Genomic DNA, 21,171 nt, shown 5'->3' on the forward strand with positions numbered 1-21,171 from the left:
GGACGCTCCTGTTTTTCTCCAATGCGAGCGGGCTCAAGCCTTGGGTTCGCTCCTCGATGGATGCGACATAAAAGATAGATTGTCAATCTATGTTATTGCGCCTGGCCCAATCCGCTGGCGACGACCCTCTTAGTTGACCGTGGTCCGTGCCGCGCCACTGGATTCTAAGGCATTGCTGAACTGCTTAGGTATCACGACGCCAGGCCCGACGCGGCAAGTATGCGTCGGAAGCGGCTCAGTTTCGAGAATCGCCAACGCCTCATCCGATGACCGTGCCTGTCGGAGTCGCTCCCGAACTTGAGATGTCCGAAGCACCCGGCATGTTTGCGAAAGGGCAGGGAGGAAGGCGGAAGTGGCAGAGCGCGGCCAGAGTACAGCGTAAATGAGATCGACGGGGTCGTCGTCAGGGCCGTCGAAATCGATCGGCTGGGCCAAGCGTGTCAAAGACGCGACAGGTGAAGAGATCATACCCAGTAGAGCGTGGGGGATTGCGACGCCACGACCTATGCCCGTCGAGCCGAAATCCTCGCGGTCGAAGAGACCACGGAGAACCACCTGCTCATCAAGCCCGGCGCTTCGCGCAATCCTGATCGCGATTTTTGATAAGGCTGATTGCTTTCCCTTTGTCGCAAGGTCAAGCGAAATGTCTTCCTCTGACAAGACGGGGGAGATCATCAGGGTCAACTCCAAGTCGATCCAAACGCGATCGCAAATCAGCGTTCAGCCGCACTGGTTAAGCAAGGCAGATGAGGTGTGAAGATGCTGGCTGTCCCGGACGCGAAGCCAAGGCTTTCTCGCGTCCGGGCTAATGACCCGTTTTGAGCAGTCTTGGCTGCAGGAAATCGAGGCGGAAAATATTCATAGCACTTCAGAGGTAGTGAAAGATTTTTCGAAATCAAGGAAACAGGGCACGCTTGGACGAGCAGAAATAATGCACTGAAATGCCAGTTAATTTCGTTTGACGATCAGAACAGTCTCCTGCTTGCTGGCTGGACGCGAACAGGCCGCGCCAGCAAGTGAAAATCGGATTCTTTGAGTCAAGATCTTCGGCCATCGCGTTTCTTAGTTCAACAAGGAGATACCGTGATGAAAAAACTCGTCCTCGCAGTTGCCCTGACAGTGGGCAGTTCGCTTTGCGCCATGGCGGCGGATGAGGTCACCAAAGCTCCGCCAGCCGCTCCGTACGAACAGGTCAGCAAGCTTGTGAAGCTGCCGGACTTCCTGCCGGGCATCGGCCAACTTTTCGTTGATCCGACGACATTGCCTGCTGGACCATTCCTTGCCTATGACCACGATGGCAAGCTTGTCAGCACGATTTATATGCTGCCGATTAAGGACCTTAATCCGGACAAGCGTTTTGACGACCTCGCTTCTCCCGGCGGCAATGTCGACCATGTCGATGTCTACTATAATGCCGGCCATCCGGGGGTAGAGGAGCCGCATGTCCACGTCGTGCTGTGGCATGTCTCGGCCGCTGACGAGGCACGGGTCGCCAAATGACACTCACGCGCCGTAAGATCCTAAGCGCGGGCGGGGGCCTTGCCGCCGCCCTCTCGCTCTCTTCTGTCACAGTATGGGCCGGCGAGGCGATCGAAATCCGGATGCAAGGGCGCGACGACGGTTCGCACGTTTGGTTCGACCCGATAGGCATTCTGATGAAACCAGGACAGACGATCCGCTGGACCAATCTCAATCCCGGCAATTCGCATACGACGACGGCGTACAATCCCACAAACTTCGAGCGGCCGCTTCGGATGCCCAAGGCGGCAAAATCTTGGGATTCTGACTATCTCCTGCCCAACGAGAGCTTTTCGGTTACCTTAACCGAGCAGGGGGTCTACGACTATTACTGTATCCCCCATGAGCATGCCGGAATGGTCGGCCGCATTATCGTCAGCGAACCCGAGGCACATGGCTGGACTGAAATGGTTGGAGCAAACGGCGACCTACCGGAGGAGGCCCTCAAGGCATTCCCGACTGTCGAAGACATCATGACGAAACGGGTCGTCCGGCGCGCTTAGATCATGCGCATGAAAGGCACGGCCCTCGCAACAAGTGGAACCTAATACGACGATACCAGTGGGAGCGCGAGTTTCTTGGGTGTCGTGAGTGAGGCGGACTTTCATGACAGACTGCGTGTTTGCGTGTGGAACTCGACCATCATCTCAGGCCGGACGCGACGCGCGGACCCAAGTGCCGGACGCACCTCTCGATGCCCGAACTGCTGCCGAGCAACGCGAGCGTGCAACGCACCGGCTTGCCGCCTTGGGCGAGATGACGGGCGGTATTGCCCATGACTTTAGAAACCTCCTGGCAGTAATAGAATCTGGGCTCGGGCTCGCTGAACGAAGAGCCGACGAGCCCGAAAGGGTTCGTGCCTACATTGCGGCTGCGCGGGAAGGAATCGATCGAGGGATCGAGCTAACGTCACTGCTATTGGCCTTCGCAAAGCATCAGGACGTCGATATCCACGCTGGCAATTTGAATGAGTTCCTCACGTCTTTCGAGCCTTTCCTGAGGTATGGCGCGGGAGCCGATGTCCGCGTCAAGCTGGAGCTTGGTTCCGGTGTCCCAGACTGTTTGATCGATCCGGCACTTTTCGACAGCGCGGTGCTTAATCTCGTCATGAACGCACGAGATGCGATGCCAAGTGGCGGGGAGATCCGCGTCATCACCGAGCGTTTGGTGCAGACGACCGCGAAACCTGACCCGCCCGGACCTGGAATCTACGCATGCGTTCGCGTCAAAGACCACGGTTGCGGAATGGCTCATGAAGTGTTGCGGAAGGTGTTCGATCCATTCTTCACGACAAAGGGTGAGAAGGGTACCGGGATAGGGATGCCGCAAGTGCAGGCACTGACCCAGATGGTTGGTGGTCGGATCCGGATAAGCAGTGAACGAGGGATTGGAACAACGGTCGACCTTCTGTTCCCGTCAGTCCAGTCGGATATTTAGACGCTCCACTGGAACTCTCAGAATTTGATGTCGCCGCTTGCGACCGAATGCAATCCCGTCAGCGCTGGACCAACTACACTCTCGTCCGCACTTGCCGATTGCACCGCATAGACCGGATAGGAGAACTGCGGCATCTCAGGCACAAGATGCAGCCGGCCAGCCGCAATGTGAGGCTGCACTGAACTCATCCTGAAATATCCGCAGCCGCCAGTCGCAAGAACATAGTTCAGAGCGAGCGGACCGAGATCGAAAGAAAGATCCGGCGCGGCACTCGGGAAATTCATCCCGTGCTGAAGTCCAAAATCCGGCCCCCAATCCATATAAACATAATCGGATTCGTCCAGCAGGCGCGCTTCGGAATTGGTAGTCACAAGGACGAGCTTTTCCTCCAGAAGCAGATCGATCTTCAAACCCGGTCTGTGCGGGGGCGCGTACATGATAGCTAAGTCGACCATTCCCGACGCGACCTGATTGATCAAATCCTGCGGCACATCCACGTGTACTCGAAGCGCAATATCCTCAAGCGAGCCACGCATCCATCGGACCCAATCAAGCAGCAGAGGTTGCGCAAGGCTGACTTCGCTGCCGACCGTCAGAACAGCCCGGCGTCCCGGCGGCACGGCAACCTGGTGAAGGGTGCGTTGCCACAGTTGGACGAACATCGGGGCGTGGCGCAGAAATTGCTCGCCGGCCGAGGTCAGCGAAGCTCCGCCTTTGTGGCGGACAAAAAGGGCCCGGCCCAGTTGCTGCTCGAGGTTGCGGATTCGTGCGCTTACCGTCGTCTGCGCAACATTCAGGCGCTCCGAGGCCCGAATGAAACTTCCGGTCGATACGATCTCGATAAAGGTGCGGGCGAGCTCGATGTCCATGACGGACATAGCATAAAAATTGCGCTTAAATGTCAATCAATTTCGCTTGCCACATAGTTAGTGTGAGCACTACGCTCGAAGAATTCCACCAAGCCTAGCGCTGGATGCTGCGCAGCGCCGGTTGGAGCGGGCGCAAGCTCTCTCCATCCTCACAGATCCTTTTACCTGCAGCGTCACAGGAGAGATCATGTCGACGAGAGACAAGAGCCAAGGCGATGTGGGGCGTCGCGATTTCTTGAAGCTGTTCGGTGCCGCAGGAGCGGCAGCGAGTACGTTGCCGCTGGCAGGATCCGCATCGGCGGACGAAATGATGGCCGCGCCGACCGGCAAGCCGCACCGTCACGAAAGCGACGGCCTGAAATCTGATGTCCGTGGCTCCGGCTATGAATTCTTCAATGTCGACGAATCCGCCTTCGTTGAGGCGGCGGTCGATACGCTCATTCCCAGCGATTCAACCGGTCCAGGCGCCAAGGAACTCGGCGTTGCGATCTACATCGATCGGCAAATGGCCGGCGGATACGGCAAGGGCGACCGGCTTTATCTGGAAGGGCCGTTCGGCGAGGGCACTCCAGAACAAGGCTATCAATTGCCGATGACACCATCGGAATTGATCCGGGCCGGCATCGCCGACGTCAGTGCCTATGTGCAAAAAAACCACAAGAGCACCTTCGACGGCCTGTCGGCAAAAGATCGCGCCGCGGTCATGTCCGAACTCGACGTCAAGAAGGTCGAGCTTCCAACCGTGCCAACGGCGACCTTCTTCGGGCTTCTGCTGCAGCTCACGATCGAGGGTTATTTCGCCGACCCGATGTATGGCGGAAACAAGGACAGGGCAGCCTGGAAGATGATCGGGTTCCCAGGCGCCGACGCCATGTACATGGACAAGATCGAACCGTTTCGGAACAAGGCCTATACGGCTGAACCGAAGGGCATCCAGGATCTCGTTTAGTTGACTGAAGAAGAAGGAGATGTAGCATGGCCACCAAACTCAACGCGGTCGATGTCCTGATTGTCGGTCTTGGCTGGACAGGCGGCATTATCGCCAAGGAGCTTGCATCGACCAAGCTGAAGATCGTCGCCCTTGAGCGGGGAGGCCCGCGCGACACCAATCCGGACTTTATCGACCCGCAGATCCATGACGAGCTGCGCTACGCCGCCCGCCACGACCTCATGCAGAACGTGCGGCGGGAAACCATTACCTTCCGCAACAGCGAATCGCAGAGGGCGCTGCCAATGCGCCAACTCGGCTCATTCCTGCCCGGCCAGGGCGTCGGCGGCGCCGGCGTGCACTGGAACGGCGTCACCTGGCGCTGGCTCGAATGGGATCATCAGGCGCGCACCCGGACGATCGAAAAATACGGTGAGAAGATCATCCCTTCGGACATGCACCTGCAGGACTGGCCAATCACCTATGACGATCTCGAGCCCTATTACGACAAGTTCGAGAAGACCTGCGGCACCTCCGGCAAGGCCGGCAATATTAACGGTCGGAAGATCGACGGCGGCAATATCTTCGAGGGATCGCGCAAGGACGAGTACCCCAATCCGCCGATGATTGCCGCACAGAGCATGGTGATGTTCGAGAAGGCGGCCCGCAATCTCGGGTACCATCCGTTCCCCAACCCTTCGTCTAATGCGTCGCGCGATTACGTCAATCCTGATGGCGTAGCCTTCGGCCAATGTCACTATTGTGGCTTCTGCGAACGTTTCGGCTGCGAGGCGAATGCCAAGGCGAGCCCGCATTTCACCGTGATTCCGCTGGCGCTGAAGAACCCGAATTTCGAGCTGCGCACCAACTCCATCGTGCTGAAGGTCAATCTCGACTCGACCCGCAACAAGGCGGTCAGCGTCACCTATCTCGACGCACGCGGGCGGGAGTTCGAACAGCCTGCCGACCTCATTATCCTGTCGGCCTACGCGCTCGGCAACGTTAACCTGTTGCTGCATTCGGGGATCGGCGTGCCCTATGACCCGACAACGGGAAACGGTGTGGTCGGGCGCAACTATGCCTATCAGTGCGGTGGCGGAGCTACCGCCTTCTTCGACAAGGACACCATTCTGAATCGCTTCATGGGAGCAGGTGCGCTCGGCACCTGCATGGACGATTTCAACGGCGACAATTACGATTTCGTGAAGGCCGGCTATATCGGCGGCGGCGGCATCAGTTGCAGCAACTCGGGCGCCAGGCCGATCCAGTCACATCCCACGCCGCGCGGCACGCAGCGTTGGGGCTCCGACTGGAAAAAGGCAGTGGTCGACAATTATGACCACGCGGCCAGCGTTGGCAATCAGGGCGCCGTGATGGCCTACCGCCAGAACTATCTAAGCCTCGATCCGACCTACGCCGACGTCTTTGGACGTCCACTGATGAGAATGACGTTCGACTTCCACGACAATGAGGTAAAGCAGATGAACGGTCAGGCCGACATCTGCGTGAAGATCGCCAGGGAGATGGGTGCGACCAAGGTCGATCGGAGCATACCCCCCGTGCCTTATTCGATCGTGCCTTATCAAAGCACCCACAACACAGGTGGTGCAGTCTTCGGAGCCGATCCGAACACTAGCGTTCTCAACAAATATCTTCAGGTCTGGGATGTTCCGAACGTATTCGTCACCGGCGCTTGCGTGTTTCCGCAGAACGCCGGGAAGAACCCGACCGGACCGGTAGGTGCTCTTGCCTACTGGGCGGTGGATGCGATCAAGAACCAATATCTGAAGACTCCCGGCCCACTGGTTCCCTCCTGAGGCAAGGCCTGCCGGATCCGGATCCGCGGTTTGGATCCGGCAGGCTGAGTGTGTTCCGAATCCCGATAATGCCAGGTGCGGACTTGGCCATAACCAAGCCGCCGCTCATTGAAAGCAGAAAACATGAAATCGACCTTGCTTGGATTGGCGACCGCGATTCTCACCGCAGTTGGTTCGGTCCATGCGCAGGACGCATTGTCCAGCAATGCCGAAGCCGGTGCCATCGTCTTCAAACGGTGCATGGCCTGCCACAAGGTCGGCCCTGACGCAAAGAACGGCATAGGTCCGGTCCTAAATGGTGTTGTGGGCCGAGCGGCCGGTGCATATCCCGATTACAGTTATTCCGCGGCGAACAAGAATTCGGGTCTGACGTGGGACGAACCGACGCTGACGACCTATCTGCGCGCGCCGCGCAAACTGGTTCCCGGCACAAAGATGGCGTTCGCCGGTCTCAGCAAGGACCAGGAGATCGCCGACGTCATCGCCTACCTGAAACAGTTCAACGCTCAGGGTCAGAAGGTCGGCCCCTGAGGCGCGACCAGTCACGGGCTGCAAAGCACAACCTGTATGAAGTTCCTTCTGCACCAGGGCCTGGGGTATTCCACGGTTCATCAGATCGGCGACTACCTGCGCAGCCATGGCGCCGGCCATCACTGGATCGAGCGATATCGCGGCGACATCTTCGTGTTCGTGTCGGATGCAGCCGACGAGGCAATCCTCAGAAGCGAATTCTCCGGGCTTCTCGACGCTGTTGACGATACGGAGACGGACAGGACAGGACGTCGATGAGCGAAAAAATCTTTCACGAGAGAGTAAAATTGAAAAGGGCATATGAGAGCCCTGCCGCCGTCGATGGCACGCGCGTGTTGGTGGACCGCCTTTGGCCGCGAGGGGTCAAGAAGACCGAGGCCTCCATCGATTATTGGATGAAAGAACTCGCGCCAAGCACCGAGCTTCGGCAATGGTTCGGACACGATCCAGCACGCTGGGAGGAATTCCGCCGGCGATATGCGGCGGAAATCCATGAGCATCGCGATGAGCTCGACCGACTAGGCGACCTGATACGGCAAGGCGCCGTCACACTCGTCTACTCGGCTCATGACGAGGCCCACAACGACGCCGTTGCCCTTAGAGAGATTTTGCTGAGACGTCGATAGAGAGGTCACGTCGCTCCTGCACTAGCACTGCGTTCAAAGACATAGGGCGTGCGATCACGACAGCGACAATAAACTCGTCTCTCCGGAACCAAACCAGAGAAAATTCATCCAATCATCGATTGGCGCGTTGAATTGAGGAGAAAAAACAATGAAATTCTTTGTCGATACCGCCGATATCTCTGAAATCCGCGAGCTTGCTGCCGCTGGCATTCTCGACGGGGTGACCACAAACCCGTCCCTTATCTCAAAAACTGGCCGACCGATCAGGGATGTGATCAAGGAAATTTGCCAGACGATCGAGGGCCCGGTTTCAGCGGAGGTCACCGCGACCGACTTCGACGGCATGATCGCCGAGGGAGAGCGTTTGGCCGGCATTGCCGCCAATGTAGCCGTCAAGGTGCCGTCGACCTGGGATGGATTCAGGGCTTGCCGGGCACTCAGTCAGCTCGGGCACAAGGTCAATGTCACACTGTGCTTTTCAGCCAACCAGGCACTGCTCGCAGCCAAGGCAGGCGCGACCTTCATTTCGCCGTTCGTCGGCAGGCTCGACGATCTCGGTCTGGACGGTATGGAATTGATCCGAGAAATCCGCACGATATACGCCAACGACAAATCCTTCACGACGGAAATCCTGGCGTCCTCTATTCGCACGCCTCTGCATGTCAAACTGGCGGCAATGGCGGGCGCCGATATCGCAACCGTACCGCCCACAACACTCAGAAACCTTGCCAAACACCCACTCACTGACAAGGGACTCGAGTCCTTTCTAGCCGACTGGGGGAAGACGGGGCAAACGATCCTGTAATCACCCGGGGGAGGGGCGGGGAGGTCGCAGGCAGCTATCACAAAAGTTGCACTCAATTGCCGATTAAATTCGTTTGCATGACGCCCAAAATGGCAGGAAATTGCGCGTGAAGAGCCGGTTCCGCTCTGGTCGGACGTTACCCGGAAGCGAAATGGAGAATTCGAAGACGCGCTGGCTATGTGCGCTCACAGGCTGATGAGCCTAGCACCGCTCCCCTAGGGGCGATTTTGTATAAAATCGCCAAGGACAAGAAAATGGCTGAAACCTATAGTAAATTGATCGGGCCGGATCTGATCCAGGGCATCGCGTTCTCGGACCTTCTAGATGGCGGCAAGCTAGTCGGCTATTGCCGCGATGAGCAGGTGCTACTGGTACGCCGCGGGACCGAGGTCTTCGCGGTCGGGGCGACTTGCACGCATTACGGCGGGCCGCTTGTCGATGGTCTTGTGGTGGAGGATACCGTCCGCTGTCCTTGGCATCACGCGTGCTTCGATTTGCGTACGGGCGAGGCCTTGCGAGGGCCTGCCTTCAATCCACTCGCGTGCTGGTCGGTGCAACAGCGAGATGGCCGGATATTTGTCGGCGAGAAACTCAAACGGACGGCACCGAAGCCGCGCGACGGAAGCGCTGGCCAGGCCCCCGAGAAAATCGTCATTGTCGGTGGCGGCGCGGCTGGTTTTACTGCGGCCGAAACACTGCGGCGCGAGCAGTACCAGGGCAGAATCGTCATGATCAGCGATGACCAAGCACCCCCCGTCGACCGGCCGAACCTCTCCAAGGACTACCTCGCCGGAAAGGCACCGGAAGATTGGATTCCGCTCCGCGGGGGGAAGTTCTATTCAAAAAACAACATCGACCTCCGTCTCGATACGAAGGCCGTTCGCCTCGACCTGCATTCCCGCGAGGTTGTCCTCGCGGATGAAGGCAGGATTCCTTACGACAGGCTACTCCTTGCAACCGGGGTCGAACCGATGCGCCTGACCATACCCGGCGCCGACCAGCCACACGTACACACGCTGCGCTCGTTCGCAGATTCCAAGGCGATCATCGAGCGAGCCACGACTGCGCGAGGCGCCGTCGTGCTTGGCGCCAGTTTCATTGGCCTGGAAGTTGCAGCGGCCTTGCGCTCGCGCGGCATCGACGTTCATGTCGTGGCGCCAGATAAGCGACCCATGGACCGGGTCCTGGGTCCGCAAATGGGCGACTTCATCCGCGCCCTCCATGAGGAGAACGGCATTGTTTTCCATCTCGAGGACACCGCGGGCAGCATTGACGGCAGGACGGTGAAACTCAACAGCGGCAAGACATTGACAGCCGACTTCGTCGTGGCCGGCATCGGCGTGCGACCGCGGATCGGGCTCGCCGAAAAGGCGGGGCTTAGCCTCGATCGCGGTGTCGTTGTGAACGCGCTTCTGGAGACGAGCGCACCAGGGATATTCGCCGCCGGCGACATTGCGAGGTGGCCAGATCCTCACAGTGGCGAGAACATTCGGGTCGAGCATTGGGTGGTTGCAGAGAGGCAGGGGCAGACAGCGGCGCTCAACATGCTCGGCCATCGCGAGAAATTCGTCGCGGTGCCGTTCTTTTGGAGCCAGCACTACGATGTTCCCATCAACTATGTCGGCCATGCCGGGCAATGGGACGAGATCGCGGTGGACGGTGACATTGCCGCCAAAGATTGCTTGCTCCGCTTCAAACGAGAAGGGCGCACTCTGGCTGTCGCCTCGATCTTCCGCGACGTTGAAAGTCTGGAGGCCGAGGTGGAAATGGAGCGCCAAATGGCAAGCTAGCTTCGGCTTCCGAACAAACGCGCATTCAGGTTCAGAATGGCGAAGCGGAATGTTGGTTGTGACTGAAAGGAGTTCGACTATGTCCACAGTGCAGCAGGAACTAGGTATCACCAGTGGCTTGGACACGTTTGCGCCCGTCCAGCGTTATTCAAAGATCGTGAAATTCGTCGACCAGGTCGCCAAGCAGGCGGCTAACGATCCACCGACCCTGGTTGAAATCTTCTCGGACAGCGGCCGCTGGTATTGCCGTGTTCGTCGCGGCGATGAAAAGACCCGGCCGATGGGTCCATATACCAAACAACAGGCTGAGCGGATCCAGGAAGCTCGGAGAATGTTGCTTGCCAAAAGAGGCGCCGCTCGGATCATGTTCGAGTAGGGAAGGAACCTTTGCGACCACACCGGCCGGCGAACTCCTGCTACAATGATCGTCATGACTTTTTGAGTATTTGCAGAGCAGGCCTTCGGCTTGCCGCGTTGGGAAGCCGCTTTTCGCCACGGCACGTCTGCTATAACTCGATGCGATCTAGGCACGGGCGAGGACGTCTCAGGCTGGATAGATGTTCCAGCATAGTCAACAGACCAGACGGACCTTGTGCGAGAAATTCTCGAGCTTGTCTAGCTTGTGCGTCTGCAAGTGTGGTTTTGCAATGTCCGCGTCAAATTACAAGATGCGATGTAAACGGCCGTTGCCGTTCTCGACGAAAGATAAGAGCACGACCCCCGCGCGAACGCTTTGCGAGCAGGATTGGGGTTTTGCCACCCTTTATTGATTTTGTACGAAGTACCCATCTACAAACCTGGATCTGATTATGGACGACTACGACAACCAGAAAGGCGCTGAGCCTGAGGACGTACGCGCCGCATTGAAGGGGTGGGCATGGTTTGGTGTTCTGATGAGCATTGTCTTTGGTGTCGCCTACGTCCTGATTGAGATGTAGTGGCCCACGAAGCAGCTAGCCTTGCGGATTGCGCGAGAAGAGGCGCGTTTGCAATGCCTTAGGCTGTGCTCGGTGCTGGTATATTTAGAATCGACTTTTGCATTCTAGCAGATTTCCGGCAGCGCTACCCGCTCGCTGCTTGAAAATGGCCGACTGAACCGTGTCATCTCGAATTGATTGCGTTAGTCGCCCTCGGTGGCGATCAACATCCAGTCGCGCTTCGTTGACTGGGTTTCGCGTGCGAACGTCCACGTATCGGTCACCTCAACAATCAGCGTGGGATCGCCAGCGGCGACCGAGTCGTTGGCTGAACAGGTGACACTGACCACCTCGGAAACGAAGCGAACGGCGATCTCTACGGTCCCATTCTCCCCAAGAGCGTCGATGACTTTTGCTTCACTCATGCCGATGAGGGTCAGCTGCAGCGTCTCTTCCCGATCCCGGCGCCCGGCAATCGTTCGTTCGAAGGTCTGAAGCACTTCCGGCCCGACAAGGCGTTTCAACGTTTGGATGTCGCCATGCGCGTAGGCCTGCAGGATAACTTTATAAGCCGTTCTGGCGCCGGCCAGAAACGCCGCCAGGTCAAAATTGGGATCGATGTCCCGGATCACATCGACGGGCTGGCCCGCCGATGAACTATAATCGGCAACGTCGCTTCCTTGCTCAGTGACGGCGTCGCCCCGCCTGGTCTTGTCTTCGCCCGAGCGCGGCAGCAGTTGGTCCCAACATCCCAGTAGTGCCCAATAGAACGCGACGATTGTTACGAGCAGGATCTGGTTGTTTGGATCTGTGGTCTCGTTCATGACGTTCTCCCGACAATAACAGACGCCGATTTGGAACTGGAGGCGAGTGTTAGAGAATGCGCGGCAGCTTTTCCCATTGGTGGAAGGGTGGCGGCGACGGCAGCAGCCATTCGAGGGTGGTCGCCCCTTCGCCCCATGGATTGGCGCCAGCCTGGCGTTTGCGGCTGAAGGCTTCCGCTACCGTGATGAAGAAGACGATAAGGCCGGCCGTTGAAATGTAGGAGCCGATCGACGAGACGAAATTCCAGCCGGCGAAAGCGTCGGGGTAGTCGGCATAGCGTCGCGGCATGCCGGCCATGCCGAGAAAATGCTGCGGGAAAAAGACCAGGTTGACGCCAATGAACATCACCCAGAAATGCAGCTTGCCCATCGTTTCGTTGTACATATAGCCGGTCATCTTCGGGAACCAGTAATAGAAGCCGGCGAAGATGGCGAAGACCGCGCCCAAAGACAGCACATAATGAAAGTGGGCGACCACAAAATAGGTATCGTGATACACGCGGTCGATACCAGGGTTTGCAACCATGATGCCGGTGACGCCCCCGATGGTGAACAGCAGCACGAAACCGAGAGCCCACAGCATCGGTGTCTTGAACTCTATCGATCCTCCCCACATGGTCGCCAGCCACGAAAACACCTTTACGCCGGTTGGAACGGCGATGACCATCGAGGCGAAGGCGAAGTAACGCTGGGTGTCCACGGACAGGCCAGTCGTATACATATGATGCGCCCACACGACGAAGCCGATCGCGGCGATCGCCACCATCGCGTAGGCCATGCCGAGATAGCCGAAGATCGGCTTTCTGGCGAAGGTCGAGATGACACGGCTGATGATGCCGAAGCCGGGAACGATCATGATGTAGACTTCGGGATGGCCGAAGAACCAGAACAGATGCTGGTAGAGGATCGGATCACCGCCGCCGGAGGGCGCGAAGAAGGTCGTCCCGAAATTGCGATCGGTCAAAAGCATGGTGATGGCGCCGGCGAGCACCGGCAGCGACATTAGAAGCATGAAGGCAGTAACAAGCATCGACCAGGCGAACAAAGGCATCTTGTGCATCGTCATGCCAGGCGCGCGCATATTGAAGATGGTGGTGATGAAGTTGATAGCGCCAAGGATTGAGGAGGCACCCGAAAGGTGGATCGAAAGAATGACGAGGTCGACCGCGGGGCCTGGCTGGCCATCAGTCGACAAGGGCGGGTAGAGCGTCCAGCCGCCGCCATGGCCAAGCGTGCCGGGCGCTCCTGGAACGAACATTGAGGTGATGAAGAGGATGAATGACATCACCAGCAGCCAGAATGAGATGTTGTTCAAGCGCGGAAAGGCCATATCGGGGGCGCCAATCATGATCGGCACCATCCAGTTGCCGAAGCCACCAATCAGTGCCGGCATGAGGACGAAAAAGATCATGACCAGCCCGTGGGCACTGACGACGACGTTGTAGACCCCCGGATCGCCAAATATCTGCAGGCCCGGCTCCTGCAACTCCATGCGGATCAACACGGAAAGCGCTGTGCCGAAAACCCCGGCCATGATCGAGAACAGCAGGTAAAGGGTCCCGATATCCTTGTGGTTGGTGGAGAACAGCCACCTGACGACAAACCGGGGCTTGTGATCGTCCAACGCCGTGGCTGGATTAGACATGATGTGCTTCCTGCTCTTCACTGTTGGCAGGCAAGACGACTCAACGATGGACGGCATCTGCAATCGGCCGTCACAAGGGGATCAGGCCTTGCCTGCACTTACTCATTCATCGGTGACGATCACATCCATCGGAATGTCGTGCGGCTGCGGATAGATGGTCGGGATCCTGCTGCCGGTGTAGCCGACGCCGATGACGAGAGGCCGCTTCGGCGCGGCTGCCAGGGTTCGGTCGAAGAAGCCGCCGCCATAACCCAAGCGATAGTTGGCCTGGTCGAAACCGACAACGGGCGCGATGACCACATCTGGTTGGACCGAAGGACCGTGTGACGGGACAAGAATGTTCCAGATGCCGCGTTCCAGAGGGTCTCCCGGTCCCCAGACACGAAACTCCAGCGGCCAGCCTTTCTTGATGACGACCGGAAGCGCAATCCGCCCGCCGCGCTCGATCACCTTTATCGCCCAGTTGCGTAGATCCGGCTCACCGCGGAATGGCCAATAGCCGCTGACGATCCGCCCACTCACCCGGCCAACAGCCAGATCGAGAGCGGAAGCGATACGCAAAGACCTCGCATTGCGTTCGTCCGCGTCGACCGCAAGACGCTCATCGATCAGACGTTTGCGTTCCGCCTTGCGCCATCGACAGACATCCGGCCAGGCTTCCTGCACAACCGACTCGATGCCGTATCCTGGAACAAGTTCGTGCATGAAGCACGGAGGAGAGGCGTACTCTCGCGTTTCCAAGGAAATATCGTCCTGATCAGACATTGCGCGCTCCATTGACCGTTGCAGTGGAAACTATCTCGCCCTCATCGACGGTGCGCTGCGTAAAATAGGAAGGCAAATGGAATTAAATGCTGTATTGATGCAAAAATATTGGACTGAACCGAAAGCCAGAATGGACATCGACCGCGCTCGCACGTTTTTGGAAATCGTTCATTCCGGCAGCTTTCTGAAAGCCGCCGACCGGCTCCACGTCACCCAGACCACGGTAAGCGCGCGGATACGCACGCTGGAGGAAGAGCTCGGACGTCAGCTCTTTATCCGCAACCGCAATGGCGCGCAGCTGACGCCGGCGGGCCGGGAGTTCGAGCGGTTCGCCCAGTCATTCGTGCAAATCTGGGAACGGGCACGGCACCAGCTCGCCATCCCATCGGGACGGACAAGCGTCGTTGCCTTGGGCGGAGAGCTCAGCTTATGGAACCCACTGCTGCTCGACTGGCTGGTCTGGATGAAGAAGGCCAGGCCGGAAATCGCCATCCAAGCCCAAGTCGGCGTGCCGGACCAGCTCCTCGAGCAACTGAGGACTGGAGTTCTGGACATTGCGGTGCTCTATGCGCCGAAGCTGCTACCGGGTTTCAGGGTAGAGCTTCTCGTCGAAGAGCAGCTCGTTCTGGTTCGGACCACGGACAGAGAGGGGGGACCGGTCGGCTCCAAGGACTATGTCTATGTCGACTGGGGACCGCTGTTTGCGGCCCAGCATGATGCCAGTTCTTCTGCCTTCGGCGAGCCGGGATTGATGGTCGGCCTTGGGCCGCTTGGACTGAGCTACATTCTGCGCGCCGGCGGAATGGGTTATTTTCGCAGGGGCGCCGCAGCTCCCCATATCGAGGCGGGGCAGCTGGAGGTCGTGGAAGGCGCGCCGGAATTCACCTATCCGGCCTATGCCGTCTATCCGGAAGCAAGCGAGGCGCGAGCCGACGTGCGGGAGGCGCTACGTGGATTGAAGCAAGTTGTGAAATGATCGTACCTCCAAGCGTGAAGCCACGGTTCGCGTGCCTGGAAGGATGGATTGCCACGGATTGACCGAACATGCCTTATCCGTTCCACACCATCGGTCACTCGACCCGGTCGATTGCCGGATTCGTCGCCCTGCTGCGGGTCGGAGACATCGCCTTGGTGGTCGATATCAGGACCGTTCGACGATCGCGGGCGAACCCGCAATTCAACAGCGAGATGCTTACGGAAAGCCTGGCAGCGTTCGGGGTCGGATATGAATACATCGCCGAGCTTGGCGGACTGCGCGGCAAGGCACACGACGTTCCGCCGACGCTCAACGCATTCTGGATCAACCAGAGTTTTCACAACTACGCCGACTACGCGCTGTCGGCGGAGTTTCTTGGCGGCTTGGATCGGCTCGTGGCCCTCGGCAGGCAGCGGCGGTGCGCCATCATGTGCTCGGAAACGCTCTGGTGGCGCTGTCATAGAAGGATCGTCGCGGACTACCTGATCAGCCGCGGCGAGTCCGTTTTTCATCTGATGGGCCATGACAAGGTCGAGCCGGCGAAACTCACCGACGGCGTGAAGGCACGGGACGACGGAACGCTTGTCTACCCGCCTGCACAGCCTTCGGAATAGTCGAGATCTCAGGCGGCCGATGGACCAGGGTCGTTGAAGCCGGAGTTGAAGGCCGCCACGACTTTGTTCTCCGCTTCGTCCTGCAGTTCCTCCAAACGATGGACGACGCGGAGAACCGGTCCGTCCAGTCGCGACGAGCCCGGCTCTAGGCCCTCTGCCAGCTTCAATCTTTCGCGCCTTGCGGCTTCCGGCTGATAAACCACTTCTTGGACGGTCAGCGTTTCAAGGCCGCCGTCTGCAGTCGGAATGGACATGGACTGGCCTTCGGCCAGACCGAGCAGCGCAAGGCCGCGCGGATTGGTGATCGGCAAAAGCATGCCAACCAGACCGCGCATCTCGTCATGTGCGACGATGCGGATCTCGGCAGGGCCGTCGTTCACCCGATAAGCCACGCGGCTGCTGAGCGTCACAACGGTTGCGGGAATGTCATCCCGAAACATTACAACCGCGCCCGAAATCTTCCGGTCGAGGATAGTCGAGAGGATTTCGCCGCGGCTCGGATGGCGTTCCCGCATTACTTCAAGAATTGCGTAGTCCTTGGTGGTCAGTTGGCAGCTATCGATAGTGGGCATGGTGCGTCTCCAGCCGGCCCGTGAAACGGGATACGGCATCAAGCGATTGATCGGGTGTGGAAAGCTACCCCTGTGCCGGACCTGGATAGGCCGGCGCAGGGGTCAGACTCCCGCGATCAGGCTGCCTGCATGATTGAGGAGACGGATGGAAACGCCCATACCTAGATGCCCGCCACAATCGTCGAAGACGCTGGTGCGCGCCGATCGGCTGTCTCGCCTTGCAGAGCGGGCTGGCTCACGGCAAGCACGCAAAGCTCGTGCCGGCGCCCGTCGCGTGCGGTCCACGTAATCGATTGCCCGGTCGAGAGTCCGATCAGCGCCGTGCCGATCGGCGTGAGGATTGAAACCTTGTTTTCGGAGATATCCGCATCGCCGGGAAAAACCAGCGTAACTGTTTTCGCGTCGCCCGTATCGGGCTTGAACGTCACCGACGAACCCATCTGGACGGTGTCAGCGGAGACCGAACCATGGGCGACGATACGCGCCCGCTCGAGTTCGGCGAGCAGTTCATCGGAAGCCTCCGGATTTCGTACAGCCACAGTCCTCGCAAGCGCCGATAGACGCGCATGATCCGACTGCGAGATGCGGATGTTCGGCTTGCGCCGGGTTTTCGTGTTGTCTTGCATTTGAATACTCGTGCTTCTGCCCGGACCAGCCGCCCACCAAGGGTGCCGGAACTGAGTCAATTCGTGAAAAAAACTTGCTGAAAACGCCGATGCCCCAGAGGCTCGCGGCCCTGCGGGATCATCCCATGTTGGTCAATGCACCGCCCCTCGGCTCAGGGCGTATGGCAACTGAGCCGGGGGCTACATTCCCGCTATGGGGCAAACCCGGAAAAGAAAATCGCGATGAATTTTGACTGCGGCGTTCATAAGACCATAGTTGGTGAAGCAATCCGGGAAGTCAAGCCAGCCACCTCGGTGCACCTTGGTGGGCATCAAACCCTAAGTTAGTCAGGGCGAGCACCAAGCAGCGTAGTTATCACCAGCTCTCTTCCGGCCCTGTTTATCCCGGTCCCGCTCGGTCTTTCTTCCGCCAATCCGAGGAAGACAAGGCGTTCGGCCAAGGCTTTTGATAGAGATGGGTAAGGCCCGCGGTTCATTCGCTTGAGTGCCGTTTGCTCCTCCTCAGTTAGCGCGTCCCAGATAACCGTCATGACGGCCACCTCCCTTGTTTGCATTGTCCAGCCAATGCGAATTCTGGATTGTCGAGCCACGCGCTGTGGCCGTGAATTCATCGAGCCCGAAAACCTTCAGTCTATGGAACGGCGTCTGGCTGTCGATGACACCGGCGCTCGGGCTCGCTAAAAGCGCACTGTCCACCCTAGTCGACCGCACTCGTGTCACCGCAATCGGACTAGCGACGGCTCTCACGTTCCTGACACCAGCTAAGCAACCCGCGCCTCTCTAGTCAGATCAAATTCACGCGGCGATTGCTCTGCAGCAGTTAGCCGCTTTCCCTCGTCTAGTAAAATGGCGGCCCCGGGTCCAACGTAGAATGCTTTAGTTTTACTAAATTGCTTTTTGAATGCTCTATTAAAAGTCGTCATTAGGTCCTGAGCGAGCGGCGTGTCGGAGACCGTAGCCACGCGGCCATTTATCACAACATCTTCAGCCAATCGCCCACCAGGCGAAAAAGTTACTGTGTCCAGATTGCCAAGCTGATCTAACGAATACCGGATGCCGAAAGGTGTTTGTATCGGCCTCACCTCAATGGGCACAGCGTGGCCGGTGACAAGAAATGATCGACCGCTGGAAGCCGATCCTGTGGTTGATTGCCCAAGAGTTGGAATTTGCATTCTATTGCTAAAAGAGTCGAATTCCATCTTGGGAAAATGACCCATGAAGATGTATTTTACCGAAATTTCAAGTTCTACTGCTTCCAATACGGGAAGAAGATCATCCTTTAGCGCGAAGAAGAGAATCTGCTTCATATGAATTATCGCCTAGGCACAAGTAATGGCTGGAATACGCTGATCCGTGTGCTGGGAAGATACGGCCAGTTCAAGCCAGCAGATGTGCCAGCAACGCCCTCAGTTGCGCTGGCTTCAACGGTTTGCGCATCAGTTCGATGCCGGCGGCGCGGGCGGCGTTGGCGATTGTCTCCGAACCATCGGCGGTGACGATCAGCGCCGGCACCGCGCGGCCGAGACAATCACGGACTTTGGCGATTGTGGTGGTGCCGAGGTCGCCGCCGTCGAGATGCTGGTCGGCTATGACAATATCTGGCAACCAGTCCGTATCGCCAAGCATGTCGAGCGCGTCACCGGTCGAGGTGGCGGGGCGCACCAGGCATTGCCAGCGCTCGAGCAGGGAGGTCATCGCCTGCAGCACGTCGATGTCGTTCTCGACCAGCAGCACCCTTGTGCCGAACAGACCGTAGCCGCGCGGCCGCTCCATGTCGACGGTGCTGGCGATTGGATCGGCCGTGTCGCCGATCCCGACCGGAACGTCGATATGGAAAATCGTGCCATGTCCGACCTTCGACGAAAACGTGACGGGATGGCCGAGGGCCGCGGCGATGCGGCGCACGATGGCCAGCCCCAACCCCAGCCCGCCGGCGGCAAGCCCGGCATCCGTCGGGATCACGCCGCGATGGAATTCCTCGAACACCGCCTCGCGCTGGTCGTCGGGGATGCCGCAGCCGGTATCGGCGACGTCGATGCGGATCGTGTCGCCGCGATGCCTGGTGCCGACCAACACGCCGCCCGAGCGGGTATAGCGCAGTGCATTGGACAGGATGTTCTGCAGGATGCGGCGCAGCAAGGTTCGGTCCGAACGAACGAGCGCATCGACCGGCCGGAACTTCAGCGTCAGCCCCTTCATCTCCGCGACCGGCTGAAAATCCGAGCGCAGAGACGAAAACAGCGTCTCCAGGCTGACATCGGTGATGTCGGGCTGCACGACGCCGGCATCGAGCTTGGAAATGTCGAGCAAGGTGCGGAGCAGGTCCTCCATCGTCTCCAGCGATCGCTCGACCTGGCGGACCAGCTTTCTGCCTTCCTCGCTGGTCTGTACTTCAGCAAGCGCCGAGACCGACAGATGCGCGGCGTTCAGCGGCTGCAGCACGTCATGGCTGGCGGCCGCCAGGAACCTGGTCTTGGACAGGTTCGCCAGCTCGGCGTTTTCCTTGGCTGCGTTCAAGTCGATGTTCGACTGCTCCAGCCGGCGCAAGGTCGAATGCAGCTCTTCGGTGCGGCTGCGCACCCGGCTCTCAAGCGAAATGGCGGTCTGGAACAGCGAAAAGGCATTGCCTTGCTGGTCCATGGAACGCTCGACGCGGCTGATCAGCGCGGCGTTGATCTTCTTCAGCCTTTCCAGGTCGTCGATGTTCCTGAGCGGCATCCCGGATTTCCTACTCCGCCGCTTCGGCCGCATTGCGTTCACCGAAGGCGATGCCGGTGAAGGTCTGGTTCAGATGCATCGAACGGTACTGTTCGCCATAGGTGCCGAAGCCGAGGACGTTGTTGACCTTGTAGAGTTCCGAAATCTCGCGATAGACCTGCCGATTGCGCGCGTCGAGCCGGCGCAGCACGCAGTCGAAACCGAGGATCAGGTCAATGCCGCCAAGCCTTTCGCTGACGTCGCTGAGCGCGGCGCGGGTCGCCTCGACCATGTCCTTAGGCTGGGCGACGGCAAGCACGACACCATCGTCGATGGCGCAGAAGAACGACAGCGAGCCGTCCGCGTGCATCTTCTGGATTGAACGGCAGTAAAATTCGCCGCCGACTTTCACCACCACCGGATGCGAGGCAAAACTCAATGGCGTCAGCATCTGCGCGACAACGCCGACCGAGGCGGCATATTCCTCGGCGGCAATGGTGGCGTTGAATTCGCGCACGATGCGATGGTCGGGATCGGATGCCGTCACCACCAGCTTCTCGTCGGTGGGAACGAAATTGTCGGTCTTGAACACGTGGAAAGGAATTTCCGTGGTGACCAGCACGATGATGGCGCTGTCGGAGGTCACTTTGCCGTTCGAGATCAGCCGTGTTGTCTCGAATTTCAAATCATCGCCAGCCGACCCACCGATCAGTGGGATGTCGTCGAGCCCCCAATGGATGGCGGAGGTCACCGCTTCTTCGGCATAAGACAGGCCGTCGATCAAGCAGAGCGCGAAAGTGGTGTCGGCCCGCTCGTGCCCGAGGCGCTCGTGTAACGAACGCCTCAGCGCCTCGACTTCGCCGGTAATCCCGTCCATGCCCGATGAGGACAGATTTTCGACCATGGTGCTGGCTGCCGAAAACGATCCGGAGGGAAGCAGCATAGCCAGGATCTGGCCTTCCTCCAGCCCCTTGGGCGTTATCTCACCGGCTGTCGAGCAGCCGGCATAGTGGAGCGCCGGTGCGTGGGTCTTCAGCGCTTCCGACAGGGCGACGGCCTCTATGAGGCTCTGCGAGAAAAACAGGAGGGCAAACCCGGCGTCAATGGCCGCTGCTTCCGCTGCCACCGCCCGGGCGAACGCATCCGCGTCAGATTCGTCGGTGGTGAGCACCGAAACGCCGCATGCATAGCGCGTCCGTGACTTGGCCAGCGGC

24 protein-coding genes are annotated in these 21,171 nt (G+C 58.7%); 14 read left to right on the plus strand and 10 right to left on the minus strand.

What is annotated here, in order from left to right:
- Positions 1-129: 129 nt before the first annotated feature.
- The gene (locus NKH90_RS20845) at positions 130-675 is read right to left on the minus strand and encodes a PTS sugar transporter subunit IIA (RefSeq protein ID WP_352774921.1); all 546 of its coding nucleotides are present in this window, start codon (positions 673-675) and stop codon (positions 130-132) included.
- Between the two features lie 411 nt (positions 676-1,086).
- Between NKH90_RS20845 and NKH90_RS20850 the strand changes: the two genes are divergently transcribed.
- The 3 genes from NKH90_RS20850 (at position 1,087) to NKH90_RS20860 (ending at position 2,955) form a co-directional block, all read left to right on the plus strand.
- Positions 1,087-1,500 (plus strand): DUF5602 domain-containing protein, encoded by a 414-nt coding sequence (locus NKH90_RS20850; protein WP_352774919.1) that lies wholly within the window; start codon positions 1,087-1,089, stop codon positions 1,498-1,500.
- Positions 1,497-2,021: a plastocyanin/azurin family copper-binding protein gene (locus NKH90_RS20855; RefSeq protein WP_352774917.1), complete on the plus strand. Its 525-nt coding sequence runs from the start codon at positions 1,497-1,499 to the stop codon at positions 2,019-2,021. Before NKH90_RS20850 ends, NKH90_RS20855 begins: the two co-directional genes overlap by 4 nt.
- A gap of 103 nt (positions 2,022-2,124) precedes the next feature.
- Positions 2,125-2,955 carry an ATP-binding protein gene (locus NKH90_RS20860; protein ID WP_352820670.1) on the plus strand — a complete coding sequence of 277 codons (831 nt, stop codon included), beginning with the start codon at positions 2,125-2,127 and terminating at the stop codon, positions 2,953-2,955.
- A 17-nt stretch (positions 2,956-2,972) separates the two neighbouring features.
- Here the strand turns inward: NKH90_RS20860 and NKH90_RS20865 are convergent, their stop codons facing one another.
- Entirely contained in the window at positions 2,973-3,824 is an 852-nt protein-coding gene (locus NKH90_RS20865) for a LysR family transcriptional regulator (protein ID WP_352820671.1), read from the minus strand.
- A 187-nt stretch (positions 3,825-4,011) separates the two neighbouring features.
- On the opposite strand from NKH90_RS20865, the gene NKH90_RS20870 reads away from it, so the two are divergent.
- The 9 genes from NKH90_RS20870 to NKH90_RS20910 all read left to right on the plus strand — a co-directional run bounded on the left by NKH90_RS20870 (position 4,012) and on the right by NKH90_RS20910 (position 11,259).
- Complete coding sequence (locus NKH90_RS20870; RefSeq protein ID WP_352820673.1) at positions 4,012-4,773, plus strand: gluconate 2-dehydrogenase subunit 3 family protein; 762 nt, start codon at positions 4,012-4,014, stop codon at positions 4,771-4,773.
- 26 nt (positions 4,774-4,799) lie between these two features.
- Complete coding sequence (locus NKH90_RS20875) at positions 4,800-6,569, plus strand: GMC family oxidoreductase (protein ID WP_352820674.1); 1,770 nt, start codon at positions 4,800-4,802, stop codon at positions 6,567-6,569.
- A 123-nt stretch (positions 6,570-6,692) separates the two neighbouring features.
- Entirely contained in the window at positions 6,693-7,100 is a 408-nt protein-coding gene (locus NKH90_RS20880) for a c-type cytochrome (RefSeq protein ID WP_352616154.1), read from the plus strand.
- Between the two features lie 36 nt (positions 7,101-7,136).
- On the plus strand, positions 7,137-7,358 hold the full coding sequence (locus NKH90_RS20885) for a hypothetical protein (protein ID WP_352616156.1): 222 nt from the start codon (positions 7,137-7,139) through the stop codon (positions 7,356-7,358).
- Positions 7,355-7,726, plus strand: coding sequence for a DUF488 domain-containing protein (locus tag NKH90_RS20890; RefSeq protein ID WP_352820676.1), 372 nt, complete (start codon positions 7,355-7,357; stop codon positions 7,724-7,726). The genes NKH90_RS20885 and NKH90_RS20890 overlap by 4 nt, the downstream gene beginning before the upstream one ends.
- Before the next feature lie 148 nt (positions 7,727-7,874).
- Positions 7,875-8,531 carry a fructose-6-phosphate aldolase gene (fsa, locus tag NKH90_RS20895; RefSeq protein WP_352820678.1) on the plus strand — a complete coding sequence of 219 codons (657 nt, stop codon included), beginning with the start codon at positions 7,875-7,877 and terminating at the stop codon, positions 8,529-8,531.
- Between the two features lie 254 nt (positions 8,532-8,785).
- Entirely contained in the window at positions 8,786-10,321 is a 1,536-nt protein-coding gene (locus tag NKH90_RS20900; RefSeq protein WP_352820679.1) for an FAD-dependent oxidoreductase, read from the plus strand.
- Positions 10,322-10,400: 79 nt separating this feature from the next.
- Entirely contained in the window at positions 10,401-10,697 is a 297-nt protein-coding gene (locus NKH90_RS20905; protein WP_352616161.1) for a hypothetical protein, read from the plus strand.
- Positions 10,698-11,130: 433 nt separating this feature from the next.
- Positions 11,131-11,259, plus strand: coding sequence for a hypothetical protein (locus tag NKH90_RS20910; protein WP_352566357.1), 129 nt, complete (start codon positions 11,131-11,133; stop codon positions 11,257-11,259).
- Positions 11,260-11,441: 182 nt separating this feature from the next.
- Here NKH90_RS20910 and NKH90_RS20915 read toward each other — a convergent pair whose 3' ends face one another.
- The 3 genes from NKH90_RS20915 to NKH90_RS20925 all read right to left on the minus strand — a co-directional run bounded on the left by NKH90_RS20915 (position 11,442) and on the right by NKH90_RS20925 (position 14,472).
- A complete protein-coding gene (locus NKH90_RS20915) occupies positions 11,442-12,062 on the minus strand; it encodes a Tim44/TimA family putative adaptor protein (protein ID WP_352774901.1) in 621 nt (206 codons plus the stop codon).
- A 49-nt stretch (positions 12,063-12,111) separates the two neighbouring features.
- Positions 12,112-13,707: a cytochrome c oxidase subunit I gene (gene ctaD, locus NKH90_RS20920; RefSeq protein WP_352820680.1), complete on the minus strand. Its 1,596-nt coding sequence runs from the start codon at positions 13,705-13,707 to the stop codon at positions 12,112-12,114.
- Between the two features lie 102 nt (positions 13,708-13,809).
- Positions 13,810-14,472, minus strand: coding sequence for a 5-formyltetrahydrofolate cyclo-ligase (locus NKH90_RS20925; protein WP_352820681.1), 663 nt, complete (start codon positions 14,470-14,472; stop codon positions 13,810-13,812).
- Positions 14,473-14,602: 130 nt separating this feature from the next.
- Here NKH90_RS20925 and NKH90_RS20930 point away from each other — a divergent pair, with 130 nt between their 5' ends.
- Together NKH90_RS20930 and NKH90_RS20935 are read left to right on the plus strand one after the other, a co-directional pair.
- A complete protein-coding gene (locus tag NKH90_RS20930; protein ID WP_352820683.1) occupies positions 14,603-15,448 on the plus strand; it encodes a LysR family transcriptional regulator in 846 nt (281 codons plus the stop codon).
- A 68-nt stretch (positions 15,449-15,516) separates the two neighbouring features.
- Positions 15,517-16,062 carry a DUF488 domain-containing protein gene (locus NKH90_RS20935; RefSeq protein WP_352774894.1) on the plus strand — a complete coding sequence of 182 codons (546 nt, stop codon included), beginning with the start codon at positions 15,517-15,519 and terminating at the stop codon, positions 16,060-16,062.
- Positions 16,063-16,070: 8 nt separating this feature from the next.
- Here NKH90_RS20935 and NKH90_RS20940 read toward each other — a convergent pair whose 3' ends face one another.
- The 5 genes from NKH90_RS20940 to NKH90_RS20960 all read right to left on the minus strand — a co-directional run bounded on the left by NKH90_RS20940 (position 16,071) and on the right by NKH90_RS20960 (position 21,128).
- Positions 16,071-16,634: a GreA/GreB family elongation factor gene (locus NKH90_RS20940; protein ID WP_352820684.1), complete on the minus strand. Its 564-nt coding sequence runs from the start codon at positions 16,632-16,634 to the stop codon at positions 16,071-16,073.
- Between the two features lie 161 nt (positions 16,635-16,795).
- Positions 16,796-17,260 (minus strand): nucleoside diphosphate kinase regulator, encoded by a 465-nt coding sequence (gene rnk, locus NKH90_RS20945; RefSeq protein WP_352774890.1) that lies wholly within the window; start codon positions 17,258-17,260, stop codon positions 16,796-16,798.
- A 761-nt stretch (positions 17,261-18,021) separates the two neighbouring features.
- Positions 18,022-18,567, minus strand: a complete 546-nt coding sequence (locus tag NKH90_RS20950) for a hypothetical protein (protein ID WP_352820685.1) — start codon at positions 18,565-18,567, stop codon at positions 18,022-18,024.
- A 70-nt stretch (positions 18,568-18,637) separates the two neighbouring features.
- A complete protein-coding gene (locus tag NKH90_RS20955) occupies positions 18,638-19,978 on the minus strand; it encodes an ATP-binding response regulator (RefSeq protein ID WP_352616179.1) in 1,341 nt (446 codons plus the stop codon).
- Positions 19,979-19,988: 10 nt separating this feature from the next.
- Positions 19,989-21,128 carry an FIST N-terminal domain-containing protein gene (locus tag NKH90_RS20960; RefSeq protein ID WP_352774886.1) on the minus strand — a complete coding sequence of 380 codons (1,140 nt, stop codon included), beginning with the start codon at positions 21,126-21,128 and terminating at the stop codon, positions 19,989-19,991.
- Between the last annotated feature and the right edge of the window lie 43 nt (positions 21,129-21,171).

Origin of the sequence: Mesorhizobium sp. M0898 (assembly GCF_040319695.1) — a bacterium.
GTDB lineage: Bacteria > Pseudomonadota > Alphaproteobacteria > Rhizobiales > Rhizobiaceae > Mesorhizobium.